At 70.3% G+C, this 13,697-nt stretch carries 10 protein-coding genes; 6 read left to right on the top strand and 4 right to left on the bottom strand.

Annotated features, from left to right (window positions below):
- Positions 1–158: 158 nt before the first annotated feature.
- On the top strand, positions 159–1,325 hold the full coding sequence (locus AB0I88_RS39590; RefSeq protein ID WP_361037144.1) for a PPC domain-containing protein: 1,167 nt from the start codon (positions 159–161) through the stop codon (positions 1,323–1,325).
- A 60-nt stretch (positions 1,326–1,385) separates the two neighbouring features.
- Here AB0I88_RS39590 and AB0I88_RS39595 read toward each other — a convergent pair whose 3' ends face one another.
- From AB0I88_RS39595 to AB0I88_RS39605, 3 genes are all read right to left on the bottom strand, one after another.
- On the bottom strand, positions 1,386–2,990 hold the full coding sequence (locus tag AB0I88_RS39595; protein ID WP_361037162.1) for a metallophosphoesterase: 1,605 nt from the start codon (positions 2,988–2,990) through the stop codon (positions 1,386–1,388).
- A 366-nt stretch (positions 2,991–3,356) separates the two neighbouring features.
- Positions 3,357–4,517, bottom strand: a complete 1,161-nt coding sequence (locus tag AB0I88_RS39600) for a PQQ-dependent sugar dehydrogenase (RefSeq protein ID WP_361037146.1) — start codon at positions 4,515–4,517, stop codon at positions 3,357–3,359.
- Between the two features lie 66 nt (positions 4,518–4,583).
- On the bottom strand, positions 4,584–4,970 hold the full coding sequence (locus tag AB0I88_RS39605) for a PH domain-containing protein (RefSeq protein ID WP_361037148.1): 387 nt from the start codon (positions 4,968–4,970) through the stop codon (positions 4,584–4,586).
- A gap of 219 nt (positions 4,971–5,189) precedes the next feature.
- On the opposite strand from AB0I88_RS39605, the gene AB0I88_RS39610 reads away from it, so the two are divergent.
- The gene (locus AB0I88_RS39610) at positions 5,190–7,706 is read left to right on the top strand and encodes an EAL domain-containing protein (RefSeq protein ID WP_361037150.1); all 2,517 of its coding nucleotides are present in this window, start codon (positions 5,190–5,192) and stop codon (positions 7,704–7,706) included.
- Between the two features lie 40 nt (positions 7,707–7,746).
- Here AB0I88_RS39610 and AB0I88_RS39615 read toward each other — a convergent pair whose 3' ends face one another.
- Positions 7,747–8,760, bottom strand: coding sequence for a LacI family DNA-binding transcriptional regulator (locus AB0I88_RS39615; RefSeq protein ID WP_361037152.1), 1,014 nt, complete (start codon positions 8,758–8,760; stop codon positions 7,747–7,749).
- A gap of 272 nt (positions 8,761–9,032) precedes the next feature.
- Between AB0I88_RS39615 and AB0I88_RS39620 the strand changes: the two genes are divergently transcribed.
- From AB0I88_RS39620 to AB0I88_RS39635, 4 genes are all read left to right on the top strand, one after another.
- The gene (locus tag AB0I88_RS39620) at positions 9,033–10,319 is read left to right on the top strand and encodes an extracellular solute-binding protein (RefSeq protein WP_361037154.1); all 1,287 of its coding nucleotides are present in this window, start codon (positions 9,033–9,035) and stop codon (positions 10,317–10,319) included.
- 70 nt (positions 10,320–10,389) lie between these two features.
- Positions 10,390–11,370: a sugar ABC transporter permease gene (locus tag AB0I88_RS39625; RefSeq protein WP_361037156.1), complete on the top strand. Its 981-nt coding sequence runs from the start codon at positions 10,390–10,392 to the stop codon at positions 11,368–11,370.
- Positions 11,367–12,221 carry a carbohydrate ABC transporter permease gene (locus AB0I88_RS39630; RefSeq protein ID WP_361037158.1) on the top strand — a complete coding sequence of 285 codons (855 nt, stop codon included), beginning with the start codon at positions 11,367–11,369 and terminating at the stop codon, positions 12,219–12,221. The genes AB0I88_RS39625 and AB0I88_RS39630 overlap by 4 nt, the downstream gene beginning before the upstream one ends.
- A gap of 307 nt (positions 12,222–12,528) precedes the next feature.
- Complete coding sequence (locus AB0I88_RS39635) at positions 12,529–13,518, top strand: hypothetical protein (RefSeq protein ID WP_361037160.1); 990 nt, start codon at positions 12,529–12,531, stop codon at positions 13,516–13,518.
- Positions 13,519–13,697 lie beyond the last annotated feature (179 nt).

Below are 13,697 nucleotides of genomic sequence, written 5' to 3' on the forward strand. Positions count from 1 at the left end.
GTGCCCGGTGCCCGGTGCCCGGTGCCCGGTGCCCGGTGCCCGGTGCCCGGTGCCCGGTGCCCGGTGCCCGGTGCCCGGTGCCCGGTGCCCGGTGCGGGCGAAGCTGGCGAAACGGCTGATCTAGCCTGAGGGTTGCCGATTTGTCATATTCTGCCACAATGGCAGTCTCCGTCGTTCTCGGCTTGCTCGGTTCCGTGGTGATAGCCGCTCTCAACTCCACCGGCGGGCCGTTCATCGTCGGTGAGGCTCGTGTGGCGGCGATGACGGCCGAGCAATCCGCTCCCGACGGGCACTCTGTTCCGGCGATGGGGACCGAGACGGCAGGCACCCGGCAGGCTGGTGGCGGGGTGTCGTCAGACACCGCTGGCGCGCTGGGTGAGCCCCTTCTCCTCGGCGGTCCCGGGGTGCTGATCGATATCGGTCGGCCGACGATCGTCAGGTTCGATGCGACCGCCGGGCAGCGGCTCACCGTGCTGGCGGAGCGCCGCACCCTCACCGCGACCGACAACACCGACCTCGTGATCCGCCGGGGCGGTGCGGCCGTCGCCGAGGGGACACTGATCAACACCTGGCCCGCCGTGAGCGTCGACCTCACCGCGCCGGCGAGCGGCCGCTACACCGTCGAGGTGAAGTCCCGGGCCAAGGAGCGCGGGACACTTCTGCTGAGCCTTCGGGGAGCCACCTGGGACAGGCTGTCCCTCGGGGGCCCGCCCAGAGAGGTCACGATCGCGAAGCCGGGCGAACGGGCCTTCGTGACGTTCCCGTCCCCGGCCGGCCGGCACGTGACCCTGGTGGCCCGGCGCGGCAGCATGCCGAAGAAGGAGTACACCGATCTCTCGGTGTACGACGCGAACGGCGAGGTCGAGACTCGTGGCGCGGTCGGCATCGACAGCGATCACCGGACCCTGGACTTCGACACCACGGCGGCCGGGCTGCACACCATCGAGATCAACCCGGACACCGGGCACACCGGCACGATCACCGTCCAGATGGTCGGCGCCGTGACGGCCCGGTTGACACCCGGCGCCCCGCCGGCCAGCATCACGCTGCGCCGGGCCGGGGAACGCGCCTTCGTGACGTTCCGCGCCGCCGAGGGCGACCGGTTCCGCCTGACGGCTCGCCGTACCACCCTGACCACCGCCGAGGAGACGTACCTGCGAGTCCGCACACCGATCGGCCTGGAAGCGGTCGCCGGTGCCCTGAGCAGCGAACGCCCGCGTGCCGAACTGGCTTTCAGCACGTCCGCCGGCACGTACACCATCGAGATCGACCCACAGGGAATGGACACCGGCACCCTGCTCGTGAAGCTCCGCGAAATCTCCTGACAGCCGGGCCCGAGCGGGTGTCGGAGGGCGGCGGGCAAACGGACCGTGGACGGGCTCGGGTCAGCGCGACGGCTGCGGCGACGGGCCCGACGGCGCCGGAGTGGGGACCGGGTCCGGCTCCAAGCCGATGACATTGCGCTGCATCTCGACGTTGGACTCCCCGGTCCCGCCCAGCTGAATGTCGTCGTAGGCCTTGAGCTCGTTGTTCTCGTCGAAGTAGAGGACCGACAGGCTCAGCGGCGTGGGGTCCTCGTCCTCCAGGCCGCGCAGGCCGGCGCCGCCGGTCGAGCCCTCCACCATGAGACGGGTCGTCAAGGCCGGCAGCGGCTCGGCGGACGCCGACGGTGCCGGGGAAGCCGACGCCGACGGGTCCGTGGCGGGGGCGGTGGGCGCGGGCAGCGTGCTGACCGAGCGACTGTGCTTGTGGCCGGCCAGCACCAGGGGCACCACGCCGGACAGGGGCTGTGCCATGGCCGGGTCGTGGACCAGGGCGATGTCGACCTTCTTGCCGGAGTCACGGATCGTCCGGGCCAGCCGGTCGCCGGCGGCGGTCAGGAGCTCCGGGCCGGAGTCGTCGCCGGCCTCGTTGGTCTCACTCTTGTCCGGGGTGAACTGGGGGTCGCCGATACCGGCGATCGTCAGACCGTCGATCTCGGTCAGGCCGTCGTCGAGGACCACGGCGTTGCTCTGGCGGGCCACGGCGGCCTGGATCGCCGTCGAGTCGTGGTTGCCGCGCACGTAGATGTAGGGCACCTGGATCGACGGGATCGAGGCCACGTACGACGTCTCGGCGCTGCTGCCCCAGTCGACGATGTCGCCGGTGTCGATCACCGCGTCGATCTCGAAGGTCTCCACCACGGTGCGGATCAGACCCCACGACGACGGGTTCAGGTGCAGGTCGGAGACGTGCAGCAGGCGGGTGGTGTTGCCGGCCGGCTCATAGACCGGCAGCACCGAGATCGTCGAGTAGACCCGGCTCACGTTGCCCAGGATGGTCTGGAGCTGCTCCGAGTAGCGGCCGTAGTTGTCGGCGATCCGGCGGGCGTCACCGACCACGGCGGGAGCGTTGATCAGCAGACCCTCGTAACGGGGCTCGCTGATCGAATCCGGTCGCAGGGTGGCGGCGGCCAGGCCCAGGCTGCCGCCGGTGACGACCAGTGCGGTCAGGCCGGCCGCCGCGGTCCGCCGGGTGTCGCGGAAGATCAGCGCCGCCAGGATGAGCGCGCTCAGCACGGCCAGGCCCAGGGTGCGCAGGGCGAGCCGGGTGACGCCGATGACCACCTCGTCGACGGCACGCTCGCCTGCCGTACTGATGGCGGTGGGGTTGTCGATCAGCGCCTCGGTCCGGCTCTGGTCCAGCGAGCCGAGGGCCACCCGCAGGTGGACCGGGCCGCGGTGGCTGTCCAGATGCAGCGAGCCGAGCGGTGGGATGTTCACCTCGGTGCCGCCGTGTACGGACGGGGTCACCGACATCTCGGCGCTGAACGGGCCGACGTTCAGGTCGGCGCGGGCGAAGAGCATCACGCCGGTCATCGAACCGATCACCGCGGTCAGCGCGACCGCCGCCGCCACCCGGAGCCGCCGTGCCCAGCGGTGCCGGACCACCCGCCCGGTGAGCCCGGCAGCCGCGCGAACGGGCCGATGGGCGGCACGGACCGGCCGCATCGCCCGGCGAACCACACCCACGGCCCTGCCCGGAGACCCGTCGGCCGAGGCGGGACGCCCGCCGGCCGAGGCGGGACGCCCGCCGGCCGCGTCGGAAGGCTCACCGGCCGTGGAGGAGGCTTCGGCGCCGGACGACGCGGAGTCGCCGGCGGAGCGTCCGGTGCCGGCGGAAGATCCGTCCGCGCCGGGCTCAGCGACGGCGGGGAGAGCCCTGCCGGTCGTGGGGGAGCGGGACAGGACCGCGCGGACGGACGCGGCGGCCGCACGCAGGCGCCTGCGCCACGCGGGCGGCTCCTGGTCCGTAGGAGCCTGGCTCATCGGGACCTCACCTGCCCGATCCGGATCGCCGCGAAACAGTCATGGCCGTCAACTCCGGCCGGCGCCGCCGTCGGAGAAGACCAGCCGGAGAATGCGGTCGTCCTCGGGACCGGGCCGGCCGGCGTCCTCCTGATTGGAGGTGGCCACCCAGAACGAGCCGTCGGGCGCGGCGGCCAGGGCACGCAACCGGCCGAACTCGTCGGTCAGCAGCTCCTGGGGACTGCCCAGCACGGTGCCGTTGCCGGTCACGTTGAGCAGTTGCAGTTTCTGACCGAGCACGCACGCGGTGGCGACCAGGCTCTCCAACGTGGCGACCCCGGCGCAGGACGACGTGTCGGCGGGCCAGGAGATCAGCGGGTTGGTGAGTTTCGGGTTGCTCCCGGTCCCGTCGGCTTTGGGCCAGCCGTAGTTCTTTCCTTTTCCCACCACGTTCAGCTCGGCGGTCCTGGGCTGGCCGCGGTCGGTCGCGAACATCCTCTTGGTCTGATCCCAGGCGAGACCCTGCACGTTGCGGTGGCCGGACGACCACACCGGGGACGTCTTGACCGGATTGCCGGGGGCCGGCTTTCCGGCCGTGGTGATCCGCAGGATCTTGCCGCCCAGGCTTTTCGGGTCCTGTGCCTGGCGGCTGTCGGCGGTGCCGTCACCCGTCCCGGCGTAGAGGAAGCCGTCCGGCCCGAAGGCGAGGGCGCCGCCGTTGTGCTCCTCGGACCGGGGGATGCCGGTGAGGATCGGCTGGAGCGGACCGTCCCCGGCGATCTTGCCGATCCGGTTGTCCTGATCGGTCGAGTAGTAGACGTAGAGGGTCCTGTCGGTCTTGTGATTCGGGGAGACGGCGATCCCGAGCAGCCCGCCGTCGCCACCGGCCGCGACCTCGGTAAGCCGCCGCAACTCGGTGACCTTGAGCCCGTCGGCGGTCGAGTCGGGGCCGATCCTCAGGATCCGTGCGGTGTCCCGCTCGGTGACCACCGCGCCACCGTCGGGCAGGAAGGCGATCCCCCACGGGACCTCGAGCTTCTTCGCCAGCACGGTGAGGGCGACCTCGCGCTCACCGTCGTCCTGCCCGGCGGTCGGGGCGACCGACGGGCGGGGCAGGTTGGGCGGGGAGCCGGCCTGGTCCGGGCCAGGCGGACCGAAGCTGCAGCCCGCGGCCAGCGCCAGCACGGCGCCGGACAATACTGCCACGGCGCGAACCCGGCGGAGTCGCACGTCAACCCACCCCTTTCGACTACTGCCGACCAGGGTAGCCGCGTCGTCCGACAGAACCGCTGGCGATCATTGATCGGCGGCGCTCCGCTGGACCACCGGGTGGCCGCCGGCCTCGAGGACGAGCGGCAGGTTGTCCCGGGTCACGCCGGTGAGCCGGATGACGTTGCCGTTGTCGAGCAGGGCGGAGACCCGGCCACGCTGGTCCGGCGCCAGCTCGACGATCCGGCTCCAGGGAATGTGGTTGCCACCGAACAGGGCGCGCACCCGCAGTTCGCCGGGGTGGACGTCGGTGCCGGCCCGCCACGCCCAGACGAGGACGACCAGCGGGATCAACAGCACCGGGGCCAGCAGCCGGGACGAGCCGGCGAGCGGGACCGTGCCGACGAGCGCGATCAAAGCGGCGACCAGGACGGCGCCGGACTTGCGGACGCGGAGAACGGGACGACGGCTCACACCCCCCATCCTCCCACCCGGTACGCGCGACGCCGGTGCCGGACCCCGTCGCGTCCCCCCACGAGTTGACCGTCATCGCTGGATGTCCGACGATTCCGTTCGTGGGACCGCGACACGCCGTGCCGTAACCCGATCCGGGGACCCTCGTTGACCCGGTGCAGCTTTCCCTCTTGCTCCGCCCCACCCCGGTCCGCCGGGCCGACAGCAGAGGACCGCCCGATGACCGCTGTGCCACCCGGCCACGTTGTCGCGGCGCCGGTGATCGCCCTCGCCGGCCTGTGCACGGCCGCCGTCCTGATCCGTGTGGCCCTGTCGATCCACCGCGCCGACGGCACGTTCGTGGCGTGCCGGGGCGCCGGTTTCGTCGGGATGGGCGCGCTGGCGACGGCTTCGGCCGGCCCGATCCTGTGGTGGGTTCCGGGGCGCCCGGTGTTCTGGCTGACGGCGGTCCTGGCTGTCGCCGCCGCCTGTTTCGTGATCGGCACGTCGCTGTTGCCGGGCGCGGCCCGGGACTGGGTGGTCCGGTTGCGGCGGATGTTCGACGGGGTCGGGCTCGGGGTGAGCCTGGGTTTCGCGGCGTACCTGATCCCGGCGGCCACCCGGCGGCCGGACACGGTGCCGGCGCTGTTGATCGCGGCCGGTGGTGTCGCGATGGTGACGGTGATCGTGTTGCGGGCCCGGCCCCGCCCGGTGCCGACCATGTGGTGCGGCGCCGGTTCGTCGCTGGTCCTGATCGGGCTGGGCATGCTCGCCTTCCGGTCCTCCGGGACGGTGCTGTGGGCGGCCACTGCGCTGGTGGTGGGCGGGCTGGCCGCGTCGGCGGTCGGCGGGTCCCGGCGTGACCTGCCGCTGCCACCGCTCGAGCCCCGCCACCCGGACCAGTACCTGGCGAGCTATCCGCTGCTGGCGGTGCCGGCCGCGGTCGGCGTGGTGGCCGCGATCTGGCACCTGGTGACGGTCCGGGACTTCGACACGGAGGCGGTCGTCTTCGGTCTCGTGATGGTCAGCGTCCTGGTGGTGCGGGAGCTGCTCGTGGTGCGCGACATCCGCCGGTACGCGGGTCGCCTGCGGGTGGCCGAGGCGCACTTCCGTTCCCTGGTGGCCGGGGCGACCGACCTGACCCTGGTACTGGACGAGCGGCTCACGGTGCGCTGGCAGTCTCCGGCGGCGGCCCGCCTCTTCGGGTTGCGGGACGAGGAGGTGATCGGCCGGGCGTTCCAGGAGCTGATCCACCCGGACGACGCGGCGGACGCGGGCGCGGTGATCGGGTCGGTGCTCGCCGGCGAGCACGAGGGTGGGCCGCCGGTGCTGGTGAACGCCCGGCTGCGGGACGGGGCCCGGCTCTGGCGGGACACCGAGTCGACGATCTCCGACCAGCGGGCGGTGCCCGAGGTGGCGGCTCTCGTGGTGCACGTACGGGACGTGGGCGAGCGCAGGCATCTGGAGCGCACCCTCACCCGCCTGTCCTACCTGGACCAGCTGACCGGGCTGGCGAACCGGCGGGCGCTGATGCGGGACCTGCTGGCGTTTCGCCGCCGGGCCGGCCGGCAGGGCACCCTGCTGGTGATCGACCTGCACGGGCTGGCCGAGGTGAACGACACCCGGGGGCGGGAGATCGGCGACGCGGTGCTGATCGAGGTGAGCCGCCGGATCCGCGGCCTGCTCGGTGGGGAGGACGTGGCGGCCCGGTTGGGCGGTGACGAGTTCGCGGTGCTGACCAGCGAGTCGGCGGTGCCCGCGTACGCCCTGGCGGCCCGGATCGTGACCACCCTGGGTGAGCCGTATCCGCTGCCCGGGGCGACGGTGACCCTCTACACCAGCGTGGGCCTGGCCGAGCTGTCCGGCGGCGCCGACTCGGACGACGTGCTGCGCCAGGCCGACCTGGCCCGGCAGCGGGCCCGTCAGCTGGGCCGTGACCGGGTCGAGTGGTACGACCCGGACGTCGAGATCCAGTTGCACCGCCGGATGGAGCTGGAGCAGCAGCTGCTGGGCGCGGCCGGGCGCGGCGAGCTGGATCTGGTCTTCCAGCCGGTGGTGGAGTTGCGCGACGGTCACCCGCCGGCCGGGGTGGAGGCGCTGCTCCGCTGGCGGCATCCGCATCTGGGCACCGTCGCGCCGCGGGAGCTGCTGCCGATCGCCGCGTCGCTGGGGATCACCGCCGAACTGGATGAGTGGGTGCTCGACGAGGCCTGCCGGCGGCTGGCGTCCTGGTCGGTGCGCGACGACTTCTGGCTCTCCGTGAACGTGGGCCCGCGTGAGCTGCTCACGGCCCGCTTCCCGGAACGGGTCACGACGATCCTGCACCGGTACGGCCTGCCCCCGGAACGACTGGTGGTCGAGGTGGCGGAGACCTGGATCGCCGAGGACGTGCCGGCGATCGTGGCCGCGCTGGCCGGGTTGCGCAAACTCGGTGTCCGGGCGGCGCTGGACGACTTCGGGTCGGGCCAGACGTCGCTGTCGCATCTGCGGCGGTTGCCGGTGGACATGCTGAAGCTGAGCCGGGCGCTGATCGATCCGCCGTCCGAGGCGGTGGTCGGCGGCGGCCCGGCGGTGCTGGACGTGGTGGTCAGCCTCGGCCGCCGGCTGGGACTGGACGTGGTGGCCAAGGGCCTGGAGACCGGTGAGCACGTCACCCGGGCCGTCGCGGCGGGATGCCGGTACGGCCAGGGATTCGCGCTCGGCCATCCGGGGCCGGCCGAGCGCGTCGAGGCGTACCTGGAGAGCCACCGGCGATGAGGGCCTGCCGGCCGGCCCGGCGGCCGCCGGCGGCGAGGGCCTACCGGGGCGGTGCCGTGCTCCCGCGTGGGGTGAGGTGCACCCGGCCCGCCTCCACGTTGCCGACCTTGGTGCCGTTTATGGCGTTGAGCAGTTCCCGGGCGGCCTGCGCGCCGTAGGCCGAGATGTCCCGGCTGAGCGCGGTGAGCGGTGGGTGGACGAGGCTGCACAGCGGCGAGTCGTCCCAGGCCACGATCGACAGGTCGCCGGGGACGGAGAGCCCCATCTCCTGCGCCACGGCGAGGCCGGCGACGGCCATCACGTCGTTGTCGTAGATGATCGCGGTGGGTTTGTCGCCGCCGATGAGCAGGCGCCGGGTGGCCCGGCTGCCTTCCTCGCCGGTGTAGTCGGCCGGGATGGTGAGCGCGTTGTCCAGGCCGAGCGAGACGCAGACGCCTTCGAAGGCCTTGGTCCGGTTCTGTGTGTGCAGCAGGCCGGGCGGGCCGCTGACCCGGGCGATCCGGTGGTGGCCGAGGGCGACCAGGTAGCGGACCGCCTCGGTGATGGCGCCCGCGTCGTCGGACCAGATCTGGGCGATCGGGCCGGTGTCGCCGGGGCCGCCGATGACGATGGCCGGAAGCTGCAGATCCTGGAGGACCGGGATGCGGATGTCGTTCTCCCGGATGTCGGTGACGATCACGCCGTCGATCCGGCGTTCGCCCCACCAGCGGCGGTAGACCTCGACCTCCTGTTCGGGGGTGGCCACCACCTGGAGGGTGAGCGCATACGACCGCTCACCCAGCTCGGCTTCGAAACCGCTGATCAGGCCCATGAACCAGGGTTCTATGCCGAGCAGCCGGGCGGGCCGGCACAGGGTCAGGCCGACGGCCCGCGCGCGGGCGCCGGACAGGGCCCGGGCGGCGCTGTTGGCGTTGAACCCGATCTCCTGGGCGATCGACAGGATCCGTTTGCGGGTCGCCTCGGAGACGCCGGGTTGGCCGTTCAGCGCATACGACACGGCGCCCTTGGACACGCCCGCCCGCCGTGCGATGTCGGCGATCGTGGGCCGTTTCACTCAGTCTCCTCTGTCCCCACTGCCGCCGAGCTTATCGGGCGCTGGTTGCACGCCTTCGGCGTCCCTCGACGTTCTACAGCCGCTTGATCGGTTAAGTGTTACGGCACACATCGGACAATGTAAACCACTGATTAGCGGGACGTCCGAAAAATCCGGCTTGGGTAGCACTGGGAGCGTGCCCGTAACCAGCTATTGACACGGGTGAAAGCCGGGCTTACGGTTCCCACAACTTACCCGGTTCAGTGATGCGCATCTCCTTGCGGAGGAATGACATGGAACGTTTCGGACGTCGCGCCGCGCGTGTGGGGGCCGTCGGCCTCGCCGCCGCGCTGGCCATCGCCGGTTGCAGCGGCCAGGCTCTGGAGGGCAACGACGACTCCAGCGCCGAGGGTGGCCAGGTCACCCTGAAGGTCAACTTCTGGGGTGACATGGGCCTCGACCAGCTCAAGGCCAAGTACGAGGCCGACCACCCCAACGTGAAGATCGTCCTGAACTCGGGCGAGTACAACGCCCAGCACGAGGACCTGCAGAAGAAGCTGGTCGCCGGCTCCGGCGCCCCGGACATCTCGGCCGTCGACGAGGGCTTCATCGTTCAGTTCCGCAGCCAGGCGGACCAGTTCGTGAACCTGAAGGACAAGGGCGCGAGCAGCTTCGAGTCGAAGTACCTGCCGTGGAAGTGGCAGGCCTCGCAGTCCGCCGACGGCAAGCAGATCGGTCTCGGCACCGACGTCGGCGGTCTGGCCATGTGCTACCGGACCGACCTGTTCAAGGCGGCCGGCCTGCCCACCGAGCGGGACGAGGTCTCCAAGCTCTGGACGACCTGGGACCAGTTCATCGAGACCGGCAAGACCTACACCTCGAAGACCGGCAAGAAGTTCGTCGACTCGGCGACCAACCTCTTCAACCCGGTCCTGTCGCAGCAGCCGGTCGGCTTCTACGACCAGCAGGAAGCCCTTCAGATGGACGGCGGCCCGAAGGCCGGCTTCGACGTCGCCATGAAGGCGATCGACGCCGGGCTCTCCGCCAACCTGGCCAGCTTCCAGCCGAACTGGGACCAGGGCTTCACCAAGGACCAGTTCGCCGTCCTCGCCTGCCCGGCGTGGATGCTCGGCCACATCCAGAAGACCGCGCCGAACCAGGCCGGCAAGTGGGACATCGCCGCGATCCCCGGTGGCGGCGGTAACTGGGGCGGCTCCTGGTGGACCATCCCCAAGCAGGGCAAGAACGTCGACGAGGCCTACAAGTTCGTCGAGTGGCTGGTGCAGCCGGAGCAGCAGATCGAGGTCTTCAAGACCGTCGGCAACCTGCCGTCGCAGCCGGAGCTGTACAAGAACAAGGAGATCCTGGACTACAAGAAGGAGTTCTTCACCAACGCCCCGACCGGCCAGATCTTCGCCACCACCGCGGAGAACCTGAAGCCGCAGTACCTGGGCAAGAAGAACGGCCCGACCCGGGTCGCCGTGGAGAACGTGATCAACCGAGTGCAGCAGGGCCAGCTGAAGTCGGCCGACGCCTGGGCTGAGGCGGTCAAGGAAGCCGAGAAGGCCTCGAAGTCCTGATCCGAACCTTTCCGGTACGGCGGGGCGGCCACCGAGCCGTCCCGCCTTCCGGCCCGTAAGAGGAGTTGTCGTGTCGCTCACCGACGTCCGTGTGACGCGGACCGAGGAGCCGAAGCACGCGCCCCCGCCGCGCGCGAAGTTCTGGCTCTACCGCTTCGACACCAAGACCGTGCCCTACCTGCTGATCGCGCCGTTCTTCATCCTTTTCGTGATCTTCGGGCTGTTTCCGATCATTTTCAACTTCGTGGTGTCGCTGCGGAACTGGCGCATCATGGACCAGGAGCTCAACGGCTGGTCCGGGCTGGACAACTACACCCGGCTGTTCAGCGACACCGACTTCTGGGACGCCCTGGTCAACACGTTCGGCATCTTCGTGCTGTCCACGGTTCCGCAGCTGCTCATCGCGCTCATGCTGGCGAACCTGCTGAACCGCAAGCTGCGCGGCGCCACGTTCTGGCGCATCGGTGTGCTGCTGCCGTACGTCACCCCGGTGGCCGCCTCGACCCTGGTCTTCGCGGTCTTCTTCAGCCGTGACTACGGCATGGCCAACTGGCTGCTGTCGCTGGTCGGCTTCGGCGAGGAACAGCCGCTCGACTGGCGGGCCACCACCTGGAGCAGCTGGATCGCCATCGCCACGATGGTCAACTGGAAGTGGATCGGCTACAACGCACTGCTCTACCTGTCCGCGATGCAGGCCATCCCGAAGGACGTCTACGAGGCCGCGGCGGTCGACGGCGCCGGCCCGTGGCGGCAGCTCTGGCGGATCACGGTGCCGATGATCCAGCCGGTGGTGCTGTTCACCGTCATCCTCTCCACCATCGGTGGGCTCCAGCTGTTCAACGAGCCGATGCTGTTCGACGAGAACCCGGCGCTGGCCAACGGCGGTTACGACCACCAGTGGCGGACCATCGCGCAGCTGATCTACAAGGTCGGCTGGCGTGACCTGAACCTCGGATACGCGGCCGCGATGAGCTGGGCGCTGTTCCTCATCATCCTGATCGTGGCCGCGATCAACGCGCTGGCCACCCGGCGCCTGGGAGGCGGAAAGTGAGCACCCGCCTGTTGAGCCGGGCCCCGCAGGACACTCCCGGCACCTGGAAGTCGTACCTCGGGCTGTTCGCGATCCTGATGGTCTCGGCGTTCCCGGTGTACTGGATGTTCGTCATCGCGACGAGCACCGACGAGGCCGTCATGAAGTCGCCGCCGTCGGTGATCCCCGGCGACCAGCTGATGGTGAACCTGAAGGAGGTCTTCACCCTTCAGGACGTCTACTTCACCGCGTCACTGATCAACAGCCTCATCGTGGCGCTCGCGGTGACCGCCTCGACGCTGTTCTTCTGCTCGCTGGCCGGCTTCGCCTTCGCCAAGCTGCGCTTCAAGGGCAGAAACGTCCTGATGTTCATCGTCATCCTGACCCTGACCGTGCCGAACCAGCTCGGCGTGGTCGCCCTCTACATCCTGATGGGCAAACTGGGCTGGAACGGTCAACTGATCGCGGTCATCGCGCCCGGCCTGGTCAGCGCGTTCGGCGTCTTCTACATGCGCCAGTTCATCGGGCACGCGATCCCGGACGAACTGGTCGAGGCGGCCCGGATCGACGGCGCGCTCACCCTGCGGATCTACTGGACCGTCGTGGTCCCGGCCATCCGCCCGGCCCTCGCCGTGCTCGGCCTGCTCACCTTCGTGGCCACCTGGAACGACTTCCAGTGGCCGCTGATCACGCTGAACGGCACCGACTTCCCGACATCGATGGTCGCCCTGTCCGACCTGGCCAGCGGCAACTACGTGATCTACCGCCGGGTGCTGGCCGGCGCCTTCGTCGCCACGGTCCCGCTGATCGTCCTGCTGCTCATCGGCGGTCGCCAGCTGGTCCGCGGCATCATGGAGGGCGCGCTCAAGTAACCCCCTCCGATCACGGCTCGAGGCCCGTCCACCGCTTCCGGTGGGCGGGCCTCACCCTTCCCCCAAACCCGGCGAGGGTACGGGCGAAGCGTTCCCTCCGCACACACCTCTCCCGGCGAGAACCGAGGATGAGCGGAGGCGGACGTCGTGAACGCCGGCCGGGGTCAGCGGCATCGGAACTCCGGGGAAACGGGGTTCTCTTCCGAAGAGGACAGCGGCGCCGATTCGTATCTGGCGTGTCGTTGCCATCGATGCCTACCCTGGGACTCCCCGTCGGAGACCGGGATCTCAGAGAGGCCGACCGGCGATGGCACAACCGAGGAAACGTCCCCGCACCCGCCATCTGACCAGCACCGACACGGTCACGATGCGCCGCCCTCAATCCACACCGGACGATACGGCGCCTCCGCCGGCCCGATCCCCCGAGCCGGAAGGCCGGATCAGCACCCGTGAGCTGGTCGCGGTCGGGTCGGCTCTGCTCCTGCTGCTGTTCCTCATCAAGATCTACGGGGTGGCGCGGTATTCGCTGACCACCACGACCGCCCTGCTCGCGGCGACGCCGGTGCAGGTGGCGCTCGGCACGGTGACCATCTACGCGTACTACGTGCTGCCCGCGATCGCCCTGGGCACGGTCTGGTTCGCGGTCCGCTTCCGGGCCCGCATCCAGCCGGCGCTCTGGCCACTCATCCTGATCGTGGCCGCGGTCACCGCCCTGGCCTCGCCGTACCGTTACCTGCTCCGCTGCCTGGCCGTGGTCCTGGCCGCCCTCTGCGTGGAGCTGGTGATCCGGCACTTCCGTCACCGGTGGGCCCGCTCCGGTCAGGAGGCGCTGATCACGCGCGGGCACAGGCTGACCGGCTGGCAGGGGCTCTCGGTCGTCTACCTGGGGGCCGCCGCGCTGGCGTTCCAGTTCATGAACAGCCTCGGGGCACCGTGGGTGTCCGCGCAGGCCTTCCTGATCAACGGCACCACGGTGACCTCCACGCAGGACCTGGGCGACGGCGTCAACGATCTCCAGGTGCGCCCGGAGAGCCGGTTCGTCGGCTACCCGATCTCCGAGACCGAGGAGTGGCTGACCATCCTGCACGCCGACACCCGATACGTGATGCGCATCCCGCAGTCCGCCGTCGACACCCGGCTGACCTGCCACCACGAGGACGATCAGCTTCACGGCGACCTGCCGCTCATGGAGAAGCTGCGGGGCAACACATACAGCTCACCCAACCTGGACTGCCGCAAGGTCCTGCAATACCTGAACACGAAGCAACCCGGCCGGCCCCTCCCCACCTGGAACTGACCCCCGGCCCTCGGCGCGTTCAAACTCCGGAAGGGGTGAGGCGGCCATCCCGCCGGCAGCCCCCGGCATGAGAACACCTGTCTGGTGCCTAGCTTCATGGAGCAACTAGCGGTACGGTAATTGTCATGCCGTCGCACCTGCACGAAATGCTGATCGAGATGTTTCGGGGACGGCCCTCT

This window comes from Actinoplanes sp. NPDC049802, from assembly GCF_040656595.1.
GTDB lineage: Bacteria > Actinomycetota > Actinomycetes > Mycobacteriales > Micromonosporaceae > Actinoplanes.

What these genes read in the sequence shown, in the direction of transcription:
- AB0I88_RS39590 (WP_361037144.1), top strand. Translation starts at nt 159, where the DNA reads ATGGCAGTCTCCGTCGTTCTCGGCTTGCTCGGTTCCGTGGTGATAGCC.
- AB0I88_RS39595 (WP_361037162.1), bottom strand. Translation starts at nt 2,990, where the DNA reads ATGCGGCCGGTCCGTGCCGCCCATCGGCCCGTTCGCGCGGCTGCCGGG.
- AB0I88_RS39610 (WP_361037150.1), top strand. Translation starts at nt 5,190, where the DNA reads ATGACCGCTGTGCCACCCGGCCACGTTGTCGCGGCGCCGGTGATCGCC.
- AB0I88_RS39620 (WP_361037154.1), top strand. Translation starts at nt 9,033, where the DNA reads ATGGAACGTTTCGGACGTCGCGCCGCGCGTGTGGGGGCCGTCGGCCTC.
- AB0I88_RS39635 (WP_361037160.1), top strand. Translation starts at nt 12,529, where the DNA reads ATGGCACAACCGAGGAAACGTCCCCGCACCCGCCATCTGACCAGCACC.